This is a genomic window from Rathayibacter sp. AY1E6 (assembly GCF_002931115.1).
Taxonomy (GTDB): Bacteria; Actinomycetota; Actinomycetes; order Actinomycetales; family Microbacteriaceae; genus Rathayibacter.
Map to the genome: position 1 here is coordinate 168,746 of NZ_PSVK01000001.1, position 18,345 is coordinate 187,090.

Genomic DNA, 18,345 nt, shown 5'->3' on the forward strand with positions numbered 1-18,345 from the left:
CCGCCTGGTCGCGCGGTGCGCGCCTCCGCTCGCTAGCGTCGTCGGATGAGCACCGACCCCTGGCCCCTGTTCTCGCTGGAGCTGCGCACGCCGCGGCTCGAGCTGCATCCGGTCCGCGACGCCGACCTCGGCCCTCTCGCCGACGCGGCCCTCGCGGGCGTGCACGAGAGCGGCCGCTCGCCGTTCCCCTCCCCCTGGGCCGAGGCGCCGGCGGAGCGCCTGCCCGGCGAGCTCGCCCGCTTCCACTGGTCGCAGCGCGCGCAGACGACGCGGGAGGCGTGGCGCGTCGCGTTCGCCGTGGTCGAGGACGGCCGGGTCGTCGGCTGTCAGGACGTGGTCGCCGAGTCCTTCGCCACCACCCGCACCCTGACCTCGGGCTCGTGGCTCACCCGCTCGGCGCAGGGCCGCGGCCTCGGGCAGGAGATGCGAGCGGCCGTCCTCCTCCTCGCCTTCGACCACCTCGGAGCCGAGGTCGCCGAGAGCGCCGCCCTCGCCTGGAACACCCGCTCGATCCGGGTCTCGGAGGCCCTCGGCTACCGGCCGAACGGGACGCACCGGATCGTCGGTCCGGACGGTGCGCCGGTCGAGGAGCTGCGGTTCCGCGTCACGCCGGAGACTTTGGTGCGGCCGGAATGGACGCTGGAGGCCTCGGGGATCGACGCCGCACGAGCGGTCCTCGTCCAGGACCCGCTCGGTCCGCCCTCCCCTGTCTGATTCACCAGAACATCGTGCCCGGCGAGCCCTTGAACGGACCGACCACACGCGAGGTGATCCAGCCGCCGTAGAAGTCGCCCGGCTGCGGCTGGACCGTCTCGCCGTCGACCGTGCAGGAGTCCATCCGGCCGGGGTAGAGGGCGACGGTGTCGACGAGGGCCTCGAAGCCGGCCATCGGCTCGGGGTACGTCCAGCCCGCCGCCTCCGCGACCGCTCCTCCTCCCCCGCGCACGGTCAGGTAGGAGGCCGCGCCCTTGAACTCGCAGATGCTGCGGCCGGGCGCGGGCTCGAGCGCCCCGGGCGCGAACGAGGACACGGGGAGGTAGTAGACGGGAGGGTGGCTCGTCTCGAGGACGCGGAGAGCGTCGCGGGACTCGGCGACGACGACGCCGCCCAGCCGCACGACCACGTGCTCGGTGGTGGTCTCGACCCTCGGCGGTCGCGGGTAGTCCCAGACGGATTCCTGGCCCTCGGCGGGCGGCACGCGCTTCATCCCGCTCACGCTACGCGGCGGGGAGCGGTGCTCCGGCGCCTCCCAGAGGATGCCCGGGCGGACGCCGCGGCCCCGCGGATCGCCGCCGCCGGGACGCGCGAGGGCCCCGGTCGCGTAACGTCGTCCCTGCGGCGGAACCCCGAGCCCGCGCGCAGAAGGAATCCAGAGTGCCCACCGAATGCATCCACGGCCTCGACATCGCGCTCTGCGACGTCTGCACCCCGAAGAAGCTCCCCGAGCAGGTCGGCCGTGCCACCCGCGCCCCCGCGCGCGTGCCCGGGACCTCCCGTGCGGCCACCGCCCGTGCCGCCGCCCGCGGCACGGCGCGCGAGAAGCCCCTGCCGAAGGTCGACATCGCCGCGCAGCGGATCTACCACGTCACCCACCTCGACAACCTCGAGGCGATCGTCGCCGCCGGCGCGATCCTGGCGGACCAGCAGCTCCAGGAGCGCCCCGCGATCGACGTCAGCGCCGAGACCACCCGCGAGCACCGCCGTACCGTGCAGGTGAAGGACGGCGTCAGCGTCGCCGGCTTCGTGCCCTTCTTCCTCTCCCCCGACGCCGCCCTCTGGGCCGACCTGCGCGGCGAGCGGGTCGCTCCGCACTGGTCGCCGAGCGCCCACGAGACCACCGCCTCGCAGTACGTCGTCCTGGTGGGCTCGCTCGCCTCCGCCCCGGTGCTGAGCGACGGCGACGCCTCCCACGTCCTCACGCGCTTCACCGAGGGCGACGCGCTCGTGCGCACCTTCGCGCGCCTCCTGGTCGACGAGCCGGCCCTGCGCAGCGCGGAGGCGCTCGTGCCCGAGCGCTTCCCGCTCGAGGGCGTCGCGACGGTCGGCGTGGCGTCGGTCGCCGCCCGCAACCGCGTCAAGGCTCTCTTCGAGGGCATCGACGCCTCTCCCCGCGTCGCCGTCTACCCGCCGTGGTTCCACCCGCTGGCCGAGGAGGAGTGACCCGGCGCTAGTCGGCCTCGAGGAGGTCGAGGCGGTCGGCCAGGTACCGGCGCAGCGGCATCAGTCCCTGCTCGCCCAGACCGGGCGCCCAGCGCACGAGCACCTCGGAGCCGCGCAGGGCCAGAGGCTCCTGGCCCGACTCGAGCGCTGCGGCGTCCAGTGCGAGGCGCCGCCAGCCGTAGTTGACGATCTCGCCCTCCTGGAACGGACCGTCGAAGGCGGCGCGCCGGATCTCGCGGCGCGCCTCCTGCGACTCGGACTGGTTGTTGGCGTGCAGCGGAGCGACGGCACGAGTGACCGATCCCGTCGCGAGGAGCTCGCCCTCGCGTCCGAGGAGCACCACGCCGAGGCGCCACGCGCGGGTCACCGGCGCCATCACCGGCTTGCGGCGGAAGCCGAGGATCGCGCGCGGCGTCCGCAGCTCGGCGACGGCCTGGTCGGCGATGCCGCGGGCGTCGAGCTCTGCGGAGAGCTCGCGCAGGAGCGCGGCCAGATCGGCGGCGGCCTGCTCGGCCCCGGGTGCTGCGGGCATCGCTCCTCCTCGGCTCGTCCCGCCAGCCTACGGGCGCGGTGTGCACCGGCCACCCCGCTCCGCACCGCTAGCATCGCCTGACGACACCGAGGAGGACGAGCGATGCGCGTCATCATGATGGGCCCGCCCGGCGTGGGCAAGGGCACCCAGGCGGCCGTGCTGTCGCGCGAGCTGGGGGTGCCGGCGATCTCCACCGGCGATCTGTTCCGCGCGCACGTCGCCGACGGCACCGACCTCGGACGGCGTCTGCGGGCGCTCGTGGAGGCCGGCGAGTACGTGCCGGACGAGCTGACGAACGCCCTGGTCGCCGAGCGCATCGCCGAGGAGGACGCCCGGGACGGGTTCATCCTCGACGGCTACCCGCGCACGCTCGCCCAGGTGGACGCGCTGGCGGAGCTCCTCGAGGAGCGGGGCACGCCGCTCTCGTGCGTCGTGCTGCTGACGGCCGACGCGGACGTGGTCCTCGAGCGGCTGCACGTGCGGGCGCAGGAGCAGGACCGCGCCGACGACGACCCCGAGGTGGTGCGGAACCGGATCGAGGTCTACGAGCGCGAGACGGCTCCTCTGGCGGAGGTCTACGACGAGCGCGAGCTCCTGGTGCGGATCGACGGCTCCGCCTCGCAGGACGAGGTCGCCGCGAGGATCATCGCGGCGTGCCGGCCCGAGTGAGCCGACCCGCCGCGACGCGGGGTCAGATCGCCGAGGCGAGGACCTCGTCGAGCTTGGCCGAGGCCTCCTCGTCGGTGCCCTTCAGGGCGAGCGAGAGCTCCGACACGAGGATCTGACGCGCCTTGAGGAGCATCCGCTTCTCGCCGGCCGAGACGCCGCCCGCCTGCTCGCGGCGCCACAGGTCGCGGACGACCTCGCTGACGCGGTACACGCTGCCGCTGGCCATCTTCTCCTGGTTGGCCTTGAAGCGGCGGGACCAGTTGCTGGCCTCCTCCGCGACGTCGCTGCGCAGGACGTCGTAGACCGCCTGGACTCCGGCGTCGTCGATGATCTCGCGGACGCCGACGAGCTCGGCGTTCTCGACGGGGAGGGTGATGGTGAGCTCGCTGGTGTGCACGTTCATCGTCATGAACGTCTTCTCGACGCCCTTGACCGAGCGCTTCTCGAGCCCGGTGATCGTCACCGCTCCGTGGTGCGGGTAGACCAGGGTCTCGCCGACCTCGAATGTCATCATGTCGTGCCTTTCGTCGTGGGGCGTGGTGGGAGTGAGGAGTCCAGGGGGCGCAGCGGCGCCGCGGCGAGCCAGGCCGGGAGCAGCGCGACGAGGTGCTCGACCAGCTCCTCGTCGGTGCCGTCGAGGGAGCCGGCGAGCCAGGCGCCGACCACGGAGAGGACGCCGCCGGCCGCGAAGATCGCGGTGAGCTCGGGGTCGACCGCTGCGGGGACGTCGACCCGGGCGAGCACCTCGCGGTGCAGGGCGAGCGCCGTGTCGAGCACGGCGTCGTCGGAGGCGACCCGGGCGGAGGGCCGCGCGCGGAGCCGGGCATGGAAGGCGTGGCGGTCGACCAGCCGCTCGACGAGCCGCGAGTAGCCGCGCTGCAGGGCGTCGGCTCCGGAGCGGTCGGCGGGATCGCCCTCGGCGACGTCGGCGACCACGAGGTCCTGGCGGAGCAGCGCGGAGGCGACTCCCGCCGCGTCGTCGAAGTGGGCGTAGAACGAGCTGCGGCTGATCCCGGCCTCGCGCACGATGTCGCTCACCGCGATGCCCTCGGCCCTCTCGCCGTCGCTCTGCATGACGAGCCGCTCGACCGCGTCGAACACGCGGCGGCGGGTGCGCCGGGCTCGCGGATCGGCGGAGCCGAGCGCCGAGGGGGACTCCGCCGCGGGCACGGAGGCGAGGCGGGCGGGAGTCATCGACGTCAGTCTACCACTTCCCGGACAGGTGTACGGGAAGAGCGTCAGGCGCCCGTGCGAACCTGGTCGAGGCCGGCGATGCGGTCGATCGCGGCCTGCTCGCTCGGCGAGACCCGGCCGAGATACCGGCCCAGGAACACGAACAGCAGGCGGTTCGCCGTGATCGCGGGCCACCACGGGCGCCGGAGGCCCAGGAGCCTCCGCACCTCGGGGCTGAGTGAGGCGACCGCGCCGGCGAACAGCAGCGGGTAGACCACGCCCGCCTCGCCCGGCAGCCGGATGTCGCGGAGGAAGCCGACCGCCTCGTGCACGCGTGCGTCGGGCTTGAGCTCGCCCGCGAATCCGGCGAGCTGCGCGCGGAGCTCCGCGACGCTCTCGGGCGGATCCTGCACTCCGAGCAGCCGGCCGGAGGCGGCCCACTCGCGCACGTAGGCGTCGGGGCCGCCGGGGATCCGTCCGCCCCAGATCTCGTGGGCGCCGAGGAACGCGTCGGTGAAGGCGTCGTGCACCCAGAGCAGCAGGCGGGGGTCCTGCGCCGAGTAGGAGCGCTCGCGCCCGCCGGCGTCCTCGTAGGAGCCGACGATCCGCTCGTGCACGCCGGTCACCCAGCGCGCCGCTCCGCTCGCCGCGGCGGTGTCGCCGAAGCTGGTGGTCAGGACCCAGCGGACCGTGTTGTCGAGCCGGCCCATCGGGTCCTCGCGGTAGCGGGAGTGGTCGTGCACACCGGCCATCGCTCCGGCGTGGAGGGTCTGCATGAGCAGAGCCCGCACTCCGGCGATCATCGTGGGCAGGCCGCCGTTGACCGCCCAGACCGCGCTGCCCGGTCCGAAGAGCCCGGCGTCGTCGCCCTTCTCGAGGGCCACGATCCAGTCGGCGCGGGGGCGGGGGCGGCGGCGTCTCATCCGCTCAGTGTGCGCTCGGATCCTGGGCCGCGGCTGGCCGTTCTGTCACCCTTCGTGGGGCCGTGGTCACTCGGCCAGCAGTTCGCGGACGTCGTCGGCCGACAGCGCCCGGGCGAAGAGCTCGCCCTCGTCGAGCACCGCCGTGCTGAGGCGGCCCTTGCGCTCCTGGAGGCGCACGATCTTCTCCTCGATCGTGTCCGTCGCCACCAGCCGGTACACGTTCACCCGCCGCTCCTGGCCGATGCGGTGCGCGCGGTCGACGGCCTGCGCCTCGGCCGCCGGGTTCCACCACGGGTCGAGGATGAAGACGTGGTCGGCCTCGGTGAGGGTGAGCCCGGTGCCGCCCGCCTTCAGGCTGATCAGGAAGACGGGCGCGGCTCCCGAGCGGAACTCCTCGATCACTCCCGCGCGGTCCCGCGTGGAGCCGTCGAGCTGCACGAACGGGATGCCGCGCCGACGCAGCCGCTCCCCCGCCCGCTCCAGGTACGAGGTGAAGGTGCTGAAGACGAGGGCCCGACGGCCTTCCGCGATCACGTCGTCGAGCTGCTCGACGAGCACGTCGAGCTTCGCGGACGGGACGTGCCGGTAGGCCGGGTCGACTAGGGACGCGTCGAGCGCGAGCAGGCGCAGGAGGGTGAGCGATCGGAACACCGTGAAGCGCTGCCGGTCGAGGTCGTCGACCAGGCCCAGGAGCTTCCGCCGCTCGCGCTGGAGGTAGCCGTCGTAGAGCACCCGGTGGGCGGGCGTCAGCGCGACCTCGATCGTCTGCTCCTGCTTCTCGGGGAGCTCCGGCGCCACCGCCTCCTTGGTGCGGCGGAGCAGGAACGGACGCAGTCGCCGGCGCAGTCTCTCGAGGCGGCGGCGCGCGCCCTCGGTGTGGCTGACGGTCCGTCCCTCGGACAGATCGGGCGAGGCGATGCCGACGGGCGCCTCCGCGTGCAGGATCGGCCGGGTGTACTCCTCGCGGAAGCGGCGCAGCGGCGGCAGGAGCCCGGGCGCCACCAGGGCGAGGACCGCCCAGAGCTCGTCGAGCGAGTTCTCCAGCGGTGTGCCGGTGAGCGCGAGCGTGACGGGCGCGCCGACCCCGCGGGCGGCCCGGTGCGTCTGCGAGGCGGGGTTCTTGACGAACTGGGCCTCGTCGAGGATCAGCGCCGACCACGTCCTCGACGCCCAGCGCTCGCCGCCGAGGCGCAGGACCGCGTAGCTGGTGAGGACCACGTCCGCGTCGGCCGGGATCGCGTCGAGCGCGCCCTCCCGCGAGCTCGCGACGACGTGGACGCGCAGGGCGGGCGCGAAGCGCTCGGCCTCCGAGCGCCAGCCCGGCACGACCGAGGTGGGGGCGACCACGAGGAACGGCGCGCGGCGGATCCCGGCGCGGCCCGCCTCCTCGACCGCGTCGAGCATCATGGCCAGCGCCTGCAGGGTCTTGCCGAGGCCCATGTCGTCGGCCAGGATCCCGCCGAGCCCGTGACGGAGGCGGTGCACGAGCCAGGCGTAGCCCGCCCGCTGGTACGGACGCAGCCGGGCGGTCAGGCCCTCCGGCGGCTCCACGTCCTCCGGCGACCCGGCGGCCAGCGCGGAGTCGAGCACGGCGCGCCACGCGTCGGAGGGGACGCTCTCGTCGGCGAGCTCCTCCAGCTCGTTCCACAGCCCGGCCTGGTGCCGGCCGAGCCGCGGTCCCGTCTCCCACTCCTCGAGCTCGTCCGCCCGGGTCAGCAGCTCCCGGAGCCGGTCGAGGCCGGGGTGCGCGAGCGAGAGATAGGAGTGGTCGACCAGGCGGATGCGGTCGCCGCCCGCGGCCAGAGCGCGGAAGAGGGGCAGGAACGGCACGGTCGCGTCGCCGATGGTCACGACGACGCCGAGGTCGAACCAGTCGGCGCTCTCGGTGTCGACCGCGGTGATGGTGAGCGTGAGCGGTCCGGTCAGCAGGCGGTAGTCCGGGGCCGCGCCCTCGCGCTCGATCCGGACCCCGCCGATCCCCTCCAGCTGCGGGAGCTGCTCCACCACGAACACCGCCGCCTCGGCCCCGCGCAGGACCGCGCTCGTCCCCGGCTCCGGCACGAGAGCGGACCCGGCCTCGCCGAGCACCGAGCGCACCCGGCGGAGCACCGCGCGCTCGAGAGCCGCGTCGGCCGTGCCGTCGAGCTCGCCCGCGCGATCGGGCGAGCGGCGCCAGTGCCAGCCCACCCTGACGGCGCGCCGCGGCTCGAACGAGACCGTGCAGACCAGGCGCGGGGGCTCCGGATCGTCCAGGACGAGGTCGACGCCCTCCTCGCGCACCGCGACGCGGCCGCGGAGGGCGGGGAGGTGCTCGCCGACGAACTCGGGCACGTCCTCCGCCGGGACCTCCGTCTCCTCGGGGTGGTCGAGGAGCCGCAGCTCCTCGTCGTCGAAGGGCAGGGACGCGGGCGCGAGCAGGAGCGAGGACGGATCGCCGCCCTCGACCGCGTAGACGCCGTGCCGGGCGACCGGACGCGCCGACTCGGGCGCGTGCTCCGCGCCGTCGATCCGCAGGACGGGCCGCAGCCGGAGCGCTCCCTCCTCCGCCGAGACCGTCACCGCCACATGCGCGGGACCGGCGAGACGGACCGCGCCCTTCTCCGGGGCGAGCAGCGGGATCCCGGCGGCCTGCGCCTGCTCGAGCAGCCGCCAGAGCAGTGGGCTCTCGTAGTCGTCGAGGTGGATCCAGTCGGGGTCCTGCCCGAGGTGGACGGTGCGCGTGGCGCGGTGCAGAGCCGCGAACTCGGCGAACCAGCGCTGGTGAGCGGGGTCGAGCGAGAGCCGGTGGGTCTGGAAGTTCAGCGACTTCCAGGTGAGGGTGGTGCGGTTCCAGGCGCCCCCGCGCCCACGGACGGCGGGGCGGGTGGCCAGACGGTGGTCGCGGCGCTCGTCGGGGTCGTAGGTCTTCGCCGTGACGCGCTCGCTCGCCGGCGCCCGCCACGGATCGTCGGCCCGGCGCACCAGCCGGCGCAACTCGAACTGCAGCCCGATCGGAGTGAGGACGGTCGGCGACTCGGCCTCGGCGGATCCGCTGAGCTCGCCGACGCGGGCGCGCCAGGAGGAGGGGGTCGACTCGGGAGGCACCGCCCCATGCTGCCACGCGCCGCCGACACCCCCGCCCGCACCGCGTGACGGGCAGAATCGGAGGATGACCAGCAGCGACTCCCCCGCGCCCACCGTCCTCACCCTCGGCAGCGAGAGCCTGCGCCTCGCCCTGACGACCGCCGGGGCCGAGATGACGTCCCTCCGCGACGACGAGGGCCGCGAGTACCTGTGGCAGGCCGGCCCGGAGTGGCGCCGGCACGCTCCCGTCCTGTTCCCGATCATCGGGCGCCTCCCCGGCGACACGCTGCACCACGACGGCGCGGACCACCGGATGGGGCAGCACGGCTTCGCGCGGGACCGGGTCTTCGAGCTCGCGGGCGTCTCGGCGGACGAGGCGGTGTTCCGGCTCCGGAGCGACGACGCCACGCGCGCGGTGTTCCCCTTCGACTGGACGCTCCTCATCGCCTACGCCGTGACCGGCGCCTCGCTCCGGATCACCCAGACCGTCGAGAACAGGGGTCCCTCTCCGCTGGGCTTCTCGCTCGGCAACCACCCGGCCTTCGCGCTGCCGCTGCCCGAGGGCCGCGGCGAGCACCGCATCCGCTTCGCGCAGCCCGAGCCGGAGGGGTACCGCCGCGCTCCGGAGAACCTGCTGCTCGAGGCGCGCCACCCGGCGCCGCTCGAGGACGGGGTCCTGACAGTGGACGACGCGCACTTCGAGGAGGGCGTGATGATCTTCGACGAGCCGCGCCGGCGGACCCTCCGGCTCGAGGCCGACGGCGCCGCCCGCGCGATCGTCGTCGACACCGGGGACTTCGACGTGGTCGGCGTGTGGAAGCCCGTCGGGGCCCCGTTCGTCTGCCTCGAGCCCTGGCGGAGCGTCCCGACCCCCGAGGGCTGGGACGGCGACATCGTCGACAAGCCGCGCCAGATCGTCCTCGAGCCGGGCGGCCGACGGTCGCTGTCCTACAGCATCGCGCTGAGCTGAACGTCCGCGCGCTGGATCTGCGCGTCGAGCAGCTCGAAGCGGCGGATGATCAGCCCCTCGCGGGTGGCCCAGGGGCAGATCACCAGCGTCTCGATGCCGAGGGCGTCCATGGCCGCCTCCGCGACGAGAGCGCCCGCGAGCAGCTGCGGAGCCCGCAGAGCGGAGACGCCGGGCAGCGCTGAGCGGTCGGCCGCGCTGATCGCGGCGAGGCGAGCGGACCACAGCCGGAGGTCGACCAGGTGCAGCTCCCGGCGCACCAGCGGACCGGCGGCGCTCGGAGCGGCGCCGGTGATCCGCGCCAGAGACCGGAAGGTCTTCGACGTGCCTGCGACCAGGTCGGGGCGCCCCAGGGCGAGGAAGCCGCGGACGGGCTCCGCGAGCACCTCGCGGGCGTGACGCCGGGCGGCCTTCACGCTCGTGGCCGAGGCGGGATCGCCGACCAGCAGGTCCCGCGTCACCCGCCCCGCTCCGAGCGGGACCGACACGGCGAGCTCGGGCACCTCGTCCACGCCCATCGAGAGCTCGAACGAGCCGCCGCCGATGTCGAGGTCCAGGATCGAGCCCGCGCCCCAGCCGAACCAGCGGCGCACGGCGAGGAAAGTGGCCGACGCCTCCGCCTCGCCGCCGAGCTCCTGGAGGTGCACTCCCGTCTCGGCGCGGACCCGGTCGAGGACCGCCGCGCCGTTGCCGGCCTCGCGGATCGCCGAGGTCGCGAACGCCAGCAGGTCCTCCGCGCGGTGCTCGCGGGCGACCTCGGCGGCCTCGGTCACGAACGCGATCAGCTCGCGCTGGCCCCGCTCGGTGATCTCCCCCGCCTCGTCGAGGTGCGCCACGAGAGCGAGGCTCCGCTTGTGCGAGCGGTAGGGCACCGGGCGGGCGCCGGGGTGCGCGTCGACGAGGAGCAGGTGGACCGTGTTGGAGCCGATGTCGAGCACGCCGAGTCGCATGGGTCCACGGTATCCGCCCGCGGAGGCGCGTCCCGCCACGCGGACCGCCGGGGAACGCCGGAGGGCCCGGCCGCTCTCGCGACCGGGCCCTCCGGGGGTGCTGGACTCAGTGGTCCCAGTTCTCGGCCCTGTCGGCCGAGCTGGACGAGCCGACGATGTGCACCCGCATGTCGTTCGTCGTGCCGGCGCGCCCGGGGGGCGATCCGGAGACGACGACCACGGTCTCGCCCGCCTGGGCGAGGCCCTCGCGGAGCAGCACCGCGTCCACCTGCGCGAACATCGCGTCGGTGTGGTTGACGCGCGGCGTGACGAAGGACTGGACGCCCCAGTTCAGCGCCATGCGGCGGCGGACGGCCGGCTCGGGGGTGAAGCCGATGATCGGGATGCCGTGGCGCAGGCGCGTCATGCGGCGGACCGAGTCGCCCGACTCCGTGAACACGCAGAGGAACTTCGCCTCGACGAACTCCGCGACCTCGGCGGCGGCCAGCGTGACCGATCCGCCCTGGGTGCGGGGCTTGCTGCCCAGCGGGGGGATGCGCTCCAGGCCGTGCTCCTCGGTGGACTCGACGATGCGGGCCATGGTCTGCACGGTGACGACGGGCCAGGCTCCGACGCTGGTCTCGCCCGAGAGCATGACCGCGTCCGCGCCGTCGAGGATGGCGTTCGCGACGTCCGAGGCCTCGGCCCGCGTGGGGCGGGGGCTCTCGATCATCGACTCGAGCATCTGGGTCGCGACGATGACCGGCTTCGCCCAGCGGCGGGCGAGCTCGACGGCGTGCTTCTGCACGATCGGCACCGCCTCGAGGGGCAGCTCGACGCCGAGGTCGCCGCGGGCGACCATGATGCCGTCGAAGACGTCGATGATCTCCTGCAGGTTGTCGACCGCCTGAGGCTTCTCGATCTTGGCGATGACGGGAGCCTTGCGGCCCTCCTCCGCCATGATCTCGTGCACGCGCTCGATGTCGCTGGCGTTGCGCACGAAGGAGAGGGCGATGATGTCGGCGCCGAGGCGGATCGCCCAGCGGAGGTCGTCCTCGTCCTTCTGGGAGAGGGCGGGGACGTTGACCGCGACACCGGGCAGGTTGATGCCCTTGTTGTTCGAGACGTTGCCGGGGACGACGACCTCGGTGACGACCCGGGGGCCCTCGACGGCGGTGACGCGGACAGCGACCTTGCCGTCGTCGATGAGGAGCATGTCGCCCGGGTTCACGTCGTCCGGGAGGCCCTTGAACGTGGTGCCCGAGAGCTCGCGCGTGCCGAGGACGTCCTCGGTGGTGATGGTGAAGACGTCGCCCTCGGCGAGGGCGTACGGGCCGCCCTCGAACTTGCCGAGGCGGATCTTCGGACCCTGCAGGTCGACGAGGATCGCGACCGCGCGCCCGGCGTCGTCCGCGGCCTTCCGCACGATGCGGTAGATGCCTTCGTGGACGTCGTAGCTTCCGTGACTGAGGTTCATGCGGGCCACGTCCACGCCGGCGTCGATGATCGCACGAATGGTCTCGTACGACGACGTTGCCGGGCCGAGGGTGGCGACGATTTTCGCTCGTCTCATTGAGGGGGTGCTCCGTTGTTCTGCGCCCGGAGGCGCGTCGTTAGCGGGGAGGGTGAGCTGGTTGCTGGCGGGCCGAGACTATCGCGTCCCGGGGACTAGAGCGTGAAGCCCCGGTCGTTGGGGCCGACCGGCGCCGGCAGTTGGGTCGTGCCCTCGAGGTAGCGGTCGACCTCGGCCGCGACGGAGCGGCCCTCCGCGATCGCCCAGACGATCAGGGACTGGCCGCGCCCGGCGTCGCCGGCCACGAAGACGCCGGGGACGGAGGTCTCGAAGGCGTCGCCGCGCGCGACGTTGCCGCGCTCGGTGAAGGGGACGTCGAGCTGACGGCCGAGATGGTCCGCCTCCGGGCCGGTGAAGCCGAGGGCGAGCAGGACCAGGTCGGCCGGGATCTCGCGCTCGGTGCCCGCCTTGGGGACGCGGCGCCCGTCGAGGTACTCGGTCTCGGCCACGCGCACCGCGCGGACCTCGCCGCCCTCGTTCGCGAGGAACTCCACGGTCGACGCGAGGAACATCCGCTCCCCGCCCTCCTCGTGGGCGCTCGAGACCTCGAACACGGTCGGGTCCATCGGCCAGGGCTGGCTGTCCGGGCGCTGCGACGGCGGCTGCTGCCCGATCGCCAGGTTCGTGACCGACGCGGCCTTCTGGCGGTGGGCGGTGCCGATGCAGTCCGCTCCGGTGTCGCCTCCGCCCAGGACGACGACGTGCTTGCCCTCGGCCGAGATCTGCTCGAAGACGCGGTCGCCCGCGATCGCGCGGTTCGACTGCACGAGGTACTCCATGGCGAAGTGCACGCCGTCGAGGTCGCGCCCCGGGATCGGCAGGTCGCGCGGCACGAGAGCGCCGGTGGCGACCACGACCGCGTCGTAGCGCGCCCGCAGGTCGTCCCAGGTGATGTCGGAGCCGATGTCGACGCCCGCGCGGAACCGGGTGCCCTCGGCCTTCATCTGGTTCAGGCGGAGCTCGAGGTGCTTCTTCTCCATCTTGAAGTCCGGGATCCCGTAGCGCAGGAGGCCGCCGATGCGGTCGTCGCGCTCGTAGACCGCGACGGTGTGCCCGGCGCGGGTGAGCTGCTGAGCGGCGGCGAGCCCCGCCGGGCCGGAGCCGACGACCGCGACGGTCTTGCCGGTCAGGCGCTCCGGCGGGTGCGGCTGCACCCAGTCGTTGCCGAAGGCCTGATCGACGATCGAGACCTCGATCTGCTTGATCGTGACGGCGGGCTGATTGATGCCGAGCACGCAGGACGACTCGCACGGCGCCGGGCAGAGCCGTCCCGTGAACTCCGGGAAGTTGTTCGTCGCGTGCAGGCGCTCGATCGCCTGGCGGCCCTCGCCGCGCCACATCAGGTCGTTCCACTCGGGGATCAGGTTCCCCAGCGGGCAGCCCTTGTGGCAGAACGGGATGCCGCAGTCCATGCAGCGGCCCGCCTGCCGGCGCAGCACGGCGGAGTCGCCCTGCTCGTAGACCTCTTTCCAGTCCATCAGGCGGACGGACACGGGACGCCGCTTGGGCAGCTCCCGGTCCTGCACCTTCAGGAACCCCTTGGGATCAGCCACCGGTCACCTCCAGAATCCGTCCCCAGACGACGTCGCCGTCGGGGTCGAGCCCCTCCTCCACAGCGGATGCGCGCGTCGCGAGCACCGCGGCGAAGTCGCGGGGCAGTACCTTGACGAAACGCGAGACCGTTCCGTCGAAATCGTCGAGCATCCCCTGGGCCAGGGTCGACTCGGTCTCCGCGATGTGCCGCTCGAGCAGGTCGCGAAGGATCTCCACGTCGGCGCTGCCGAGCTCGGAGAGGGTCAGCTCGCCGGAGGCGATCGCGTCGCGGTTCACGAGCTCGCGGCGCAGGCCGTGGATGTAGGCCGTGCCGCCCGACATGCCGGCGCCGAGGTTCCGCCCGGTCTCGCCGAGGATCACCGCCAGGCCGCCGGTCATGTACTCGAGCGCGTGGTCGCCCACTCCCTCGACCACCGCGGTGGCGCCGGAGTTGCGGACCAGGAAGCGCTCGCCGACCATCCCGCGGATGAACATCGTGCCCTGGGTCGCCCCGTAGCCGATCACATTGCCCGCGATCACGTTCGTCGAGGCGTCGAAGGTGCTGCGGCGGTCCGGCCGCACCACGATCTGGCCACCCGAGAGGCCCTTGCCGACGTAGTCGTTGGAGTCGCCCTCGAGCCGCAGCGTGATGCCGGCGGGGAGGAACGCTCCGAGCGACTGCCCGGCCGAGCCGCGGAGCGATACGACGATGGAGTCGGCCGGCAGGCCGTTCTCGCCGAAGCGGACGGTGACCTCGTGGCCGAGCATGGTGCCGACGGCGCGCTCGGTGTTCTTGATCTCGCGCTCGATCCGCACGGTGCCGCGGTGGTCGAGCACGTTCGCCGCGAGGCGGATCAGCTCGTTGTCGAAGTGGTGCTCGAGCTCGTGCTCCTGCGCGCGGCCGTGGCGGCGCGGCTCCTCCGCCGTGAAGACCGGTCCGACGAGGATCGGCGTCAGGTCGAGCCCGCTCGCCTTCCAGTGCTCGATCGCCTGGTCGACGTCGAGCAGCTCGCGGTGTCCGACGATCTCGTCGACGCTCCGGAAGCCGAGCTGCGCGAGGTACTCGCGCACCTCCTGGGCGATGAACTCGAAGAAGTTGACGACGAACTCCGGCTTTCCGGAGAACCGCTGGCGCAGCTCCGGGTTCTGCGTCGCGACGCCCACCGGGCAGGTGTCGAGGTGGCAGACGCGCATCATGATGCAGCCCTCGACGATCAGCGGGGCCGTCGCGAAGCCGAACTCCTCGGCCCCGAGCAGCGCGCCGATGACGACGTCGCGACCGGTCTTCATCTGGCCGTCGACCTGCACGACCACGCGATCGCGCATGCCGTTGAGCATCAGCGTCTGCTGGGTCTCGGCCAGGCCGAGCTCCCAGGGCGTGCCCGCGTGCTTGAGCGAGTTCACCGGGCTCGCGCCGGTGCCGCCGTCGTGACCCGAGACGAGGATCACGTCGGCGAGGGCCTTCGCGGTGCCGGCGGCGACCGCTCCGATGCCCGACTGGCTGACCAGCTTCGCGTGGATGCGCGCCGACGGGTTCGCCCGCTTGAGGTCGAAGATCAGCTGCTTGAGGTCCTCGATCGAGTAGATGTCGTGGTGCGGCGGCGGCGAGATCAGGCCGACGCCGGCGGTCGCGTGCCGGGTGCGCGCGATCCACGGGTACACCTTCGTCGGCGGCAGCTGACCGCCCTCGCCGGGCTTGGCGCCCTGGGCGAGCTTGATCTGGATGTCGTCGGCGTGGGTGAGGTACATGCTCGTGACGCCGAAGCGGCCCGAGGCGACCTGCTTGATCGCGGAGCGGCGCTCCGGGTCGAGCAGCCGCTCGGTGTCCTCGCCGCCCTCGCCCGTGTTCGACTTGGCGCCGAGGCGGTTCATCGCGATGGCGAGCGTCTCGTGCGCCTCCGGCGAGATGGAGCCGTAGCTCATCGCGCCCGTCGAGAAGCGCTTGACGATCGCCTCGACCGGCTCGACCTCGTCGATCGGGATCGGCGTGCGCCCCGCGGTGTCGAGCTTGAACATGCCGCGGAGGGTCATCAGCGAGCTCGCCTGGTCGTCGACCATCTTCGTGTACTCGCGGAAGACGTCGTAGCGGCGGTTGCGCGTCGAGTGCTGCAGGCGGAACACCGTGTCCGGGTTGAACAGGTGCGGGGCGCCGTCGCGGCGCCACTGGTACTCGCCGCCGACCGCCAGGCGCTCATGCGCGACGATCGCGCCGTCCTCGGGGTACGCGGCGCGGTGACGCGCGGCGTTCTCCTCGGCGACGACGTCGATGCCGATGCCGCCGAGCTTCGAGACGGTGCCGGTGAAGTACTGGTCGACGAACGCCTGGCTGAGGCCGACGGCCTCGAAGGTCTGCGCCCCGGCGTAGCTCGACACGGTGGAGATGCCCATCTTGGACATGATCTTCAGCACGCCCTTGCCGAGCGCCTTGATCACGTTCTTCACGGCCTTCTCCGGCGAGACGTCCGACAGCATGCCGCTGCGGACGAGGTCCTCGCAGGTCTCCATCGCCAGGTACGGGTTGACCGCGGAGGCGCCGTAGCCGATGAGCGTCGCCACATGGTGCACCTCGCGGACGTCGCCCGCCTCGACCACGAGCCCCACTCGCATCCGGTTCTCGGTGCGGATGAGGTGGTGGTGCACGGCGGCGAGCATCAGCAGCGAGGGGATCGGCGCGAGGTCCTTGGTGGAGTCGCGGTCCGAGAGCACCAGGAACTGCGCTCCCGCGGCGATGGCCTCGTCGGCCTCATCGCACATCTCGTCGATGCGGTCCTGCATCGCGCGGGGTCCCGCGTCGACGCGGTAGAGGCCGCGGATCGTCGTGGTGATGTGGCTCAGCGGGCGCGGCGCGATGTGCTGGATCTTCGCGAGCTCGTCGTTGTCGATGACCGGGAAGTCGAGGACGACCTGGCGCGCGTGCTCGGCACCGGCGGTCAGCAGGTTGCGCTCGGGGCCGAGGCCCAGACGGAGCGAGGTCACGACCTCCTCGCGGATCGAGTCCAGCGGCGGGTTCGTCACCTGCGCGAAGGCCTGCGTGAAGTAGTCGAAGAGCAGGCGGGGGCGCTTGGACAGGACGGCCACGGGGGTGTCCGAGCCCATCGCTCCGAGCGGCTCCGCACCGGCGCGCGCCATCGGCAGCAGGAGGAGGCGGACCTCCTCCTCGGTGTAGCCGAAGGTGCGCTGGCGGCGGTTGACCGAGGCGGGCGTGTGCACGATGTGCTCGCGCTCGGGGAGGTCCTTGAGGTTGATGCGGCCCTTCTCGAGCCACTCCTCGAACGGACCGGAGGCGGCGAGCTGCCCCTTGATCTCCTCGTCCTCGACGATGCGGCCCTGCTCGGTGTCGACCAGGAACATGCGGCCGGGCTGCAGGCGTCCCTTGCGGACCACCTTCGCGGGGTCGATGTCGAGCACGCCGATCTCGCTGGCGAGCACCACGAGCCCGTCGTCGGTGACGACGTAGCGGCCGGGTCGGAGCCCGTTGCGGTCGAGGGTGGCGCCGACGAGCTCGCCGTCGGTGAAGACGATCGCGGCCGGGCCGTCCCACGGCTCCATGAGCATCGAGTGGTACTCGTAGAACGCGCGGCGCTTCGGGTCGAGCGCGCCGTCCTGGTTCTCCCAGGCCTCCGGCACCATCATCATGATCGCGTGCGGGAGCGACCGGCCTGCCAGGTTGAGCAGCTCGACGGTCTCGTCGAACGAGGCGGAGTCGCTGCGGCCGGGCGAGACGATCGGGAACAGCGGGGCCAGGTCGCCCAGCTCGCGGCTCTTCAGCTGCGACTGGCGCGCGCGCATCCAGTTGCGGTTGCCCTGCACCGTGTTGATCTCGCCGTTGTGCGCGATCATCCGGAACGGCTGAGCGAGCGGCCACGAGGGGAAGGTGTTGGTGGAGTACCGGGAGTGCACCAGCGCGAGCTTCGACGCGAAGCGCTCGTCGGACAGGTCCGGGTAGAACGGCTCGAGCTGGAGCGTCGTCACCATGCCCTTGTAGACGAGCGTGCGGCTCGAGAGCGACATGAAGTAGACCTCGAGCTCGCGCTCGACGCGCTTGCGCAGGCGGAAGGTCAGGCGGTCGAGGCGCACGGAGGAGAGGGGCGTGCCGCTCTCGTCGGTCAGCTCGCTCCGGATGAACAGCTGCTCGATCGCCGGCATGGCGGCCCGGGCGAGCGTGCCGATCTCGTCGGGCTGCACGGGCACGGACCGCCAGCCGACCACGGCGAGGTTCTCCTCGCGGGCGATGTCGGCGATCGTCGACTTGACCCGCTCGCGCTCGAACACGTCCACCGGGAGGAAGGCGTTGCCCACCGCGTACTGGCCCAGCGGCGGGAGCTCGAAGGGAGCGACCGCGCGGAGGAACTCGTCCGGGATCTGCGTGATGATCCCCGCGCCGTCGCCCGTTCCCGCGTCGGAGCCGACGGCGCCGCGGTGCTCGAGGTTGCGCAGCGCGTTCAGCGCGGCGTCGATGATGTCGTGGCCGGCGGTGCCGCGCATGGTGGCGACCATCGCGAGACCGCACGCGTCCTTCTCGGCGGCCGGGTCGTACATCCCCTGCGCCGGCGGCATGCCCAGGAAGGGCACGGCGCGGGCCGGGGTCGAGGGCTGGGCGGAGGCCATGGGAACCGTCCTCACGGGGGTGATGGCTGATCGGGACGTCGCTGGCCCGCGGTGGTGGAGGAGGAGCGGCTCCCCGATCGGGAGGGCCGCAGGGTTCTGCCGTGGCGCGAGCGTCGCGCGCCGCCGGCGGTGCCTGCACGACGACCCGCCTGCGGCAGCGCTCGTGGCTGCGCCGCGATGGGGCGGTCGTGGAGGTGTCGGGCACCCGGGAGGCG

14 protein-coding genes are annotated in these 18,345 nt (G+C 73.1%); 4 read left to right on the top strand and 10 right to left on the bottom strand.

Going from position 1 to position 18,345, the window contains the following annotated elements:
* Positions 1-45: 45 nt before the first annotated feature.
* Positions 46-714: a GNAT family N-acetyltransferase gene (locus C5C46_RS00715; RefSeq protein WP_104225301.1), complete on the top strand. Its 669-nt coding sequence runs from the start codon at positions 46-48 to the stop codon at positions 712-714.
* Between the two features lies 1 nt (position 715).
* Here C5C46_RS00715 and C5C46_RS00720 read toward each other — a convergent pair whose 3' ends face one another.
* Positions 716-1,207 carry a DUF427 domain-containing protein gene (locus C5C46_RS00720; RefSeq protein ID WP_104225302.1) on the bottom strand — a complete coding sequence of 164 codons (492 nt, stop codon included), beginning with the start codon at positions 1,205-1,207 and terminating at the stop codon, positions 716-718.
* Between the two features lie 167 nt (positions 1,208-1,374).
* On the opposite strand from C5C46_RS00720, the gene C5C46_RS00725 reads away from it, so the two are divergent.
* Positions 1,375-2,160: a DarT ssDNA thymidine ADP-ribosyltransferase family protein gene (locus tag C5C46_RS00725; protein ID WP_181136471.1), complete on the top strand. Its 786-nt coding sequence runs from the start codon at positions 1,375-1,377 to the stop codon at positions 2,158-2,160.
* Between the two features lie 7 nt (positions 2,161-2,167).
* Here C5C46_RS00725 and C5C46_RS00730 read toward each other — a convergent pair whose 3' ends face one another.
* Positions 2,168-2,692, bottom strand: a complete 525-nt coding sequence (locus C5C46_RS00730; RefSeq protein WP_104225304.1) for a hypothetical protein — start codon at positions 2,690-2,692, stop codon at positions 2,168-2,170.
* Between the two features lie 102 nt (positions 2,693-2,794).
* On the opposite strand from C5C46_RS00730, the gene C5C46_RS00735 reads away from it, so the two are divergent.
* Positions 2,795-3,361: an adenylate kinase gene (locus C5C46_RS00735; protein ID WP_104221879.1), complete on the top strand. Its 567-nt coding sequence runs from the start codon at positions 2,795-2,797 to the stop codon at positions 3,359-3,361.
* Between the two features lie 22 nt (positions 3,362-3,383).
* Here C5C46_RS00735 and C5C46_RS00740 read toward each other — a convergent pair whose 3' ends face one another.
* The 4 genes from C5C46_RS00740 to C5C46_RS00755 form a co-directional block, all read right to left on the bottom strand.
* Positions 3,384-3,872 carry a CarD family transcriptional regulator gene (locus C5C46_RS00740; protein ID WP_068257183.1) on the bottom strand — a complete coding sequence of 163 codons (489 nt, stop codon included), beginning with the start codon at positions 3,870-3,872 and terminating at the stop codon, positions 3,384-3,386.
* The gene (locus C5C46_RS00745) at positions 3,872-4,555 is read right to left on the bottom strand and encodes a TetR/AcrR family transcriptional regulator (protein WP_104225305.1); all 684 of its coding nucleotides are present in this window, start codon (positions 4,553-4,555) and stop codon (positions 3,872-3,874) included. Before C5C46_RS00745 ends, C5C46_RS00740 begins: the two co-directional genes overlap by 1 nt.
* A gap of 44 nt (positions 4,556-4,599) precedes the next feature.
* Complete coding sequence (locus C5C46_RS00750; protein WP_104221875.1) at positions 4,600-5,457, bottom strand: oxygenase MpaB family protein; 858 nt, start codon at positions 5,455-5,457, stop codon at positions 4,600-4,602.
* Positions 5,458-5,523: 66 nt separating this feature from the next.
* Positions 5,524-8,541, bottom strand: a complete 3,018-nt coding sequence (locus C5C46_RS00755) for a DEAD/DEAH box helicase (protein WP_104225437.1) — start codon at positions 8,539-8,541, stop codon at positions 5,524-5,526.
* A 64-nt stretch (positions 8,542-8,605) separates the two neighbouring features.
* On the opposite strand from C5C46_RS00755, the gene C5C46_RS00760 reads away from it, so the two are divergent.
* Complete coding sequence (locus C5C46_RS00760; protein WP_104221873.1) at positions 8,606-9,490, top strand: aldose 1-epimerase family protein; 885 nt, start codon at positions 8,606-8,608, stop codon at positions 9,488-9,490.
* Here C5C46_RS00760 and C5C46_RS00765 read toward each other — a convergent pair.
* The 4 genes from C5C46_RS00765 to gltB all read right to left on the bottom strand — a co-directional run bounded on the left by C5C46_RS00765 (position 9,469) and on the right by gltB (position 18,130).
* Positions 9,469-10,437 (bottom strand): exopolyphosphatase, encoded by a 969-nt coding sequence (locus C5C46_RS00765; protein ID WP_104225306.1) that lies wholly within the window; start codon positions 10,435-10,437, stop codon positions 9,469-9,471. The two genes, C5C46_RS00760 and C5C46_RS00765, sit on opposite strands and share 22 nt — an antisense overlap.
* 106 nt (positions 10,438-10,543) lie before the next feature.
* Positions 10,544-11,989 (bottom strand): pyruvate kinase, encoded by a 1,446-nt coding sequence (pyk, locus tag C5C46_RS00770; protein WP_104221869.1) that lies wholly within the window; start codon positions 11,987-11,989, stop codon positions 10,544-10,546.
* A 95-nt stretch (positions 11,990-12,084) separates the two neighbouring features.
* Complete coding sequence (locus C5C46_RS00775; RefSeq protein ID WP_104225307.1) at positions 12,085-13,542, bottom strand: glutamate synthase subunit beta; 1,458 nt, start codon at positions 13,540-13,542, stop codon at positions 12,085-12,087.
* On the bottom strand, positions 13,535-18,130 hold the full coding sequence (gene gltB, locus C5C46_RS00780; RefSeq protein WP_104225308.1) for a glutamate synthase large subunit: 4,596 nt from the start codon (positions 18,128-18,130) through the stop codon (positions 13,535-13,537). Before gltB ends, C5C46_RS00775 begins: the two co-directional genes overlap by 8 nt.
* Positions 18,131-18,345 lie beyond the last annotated feature (215 nt).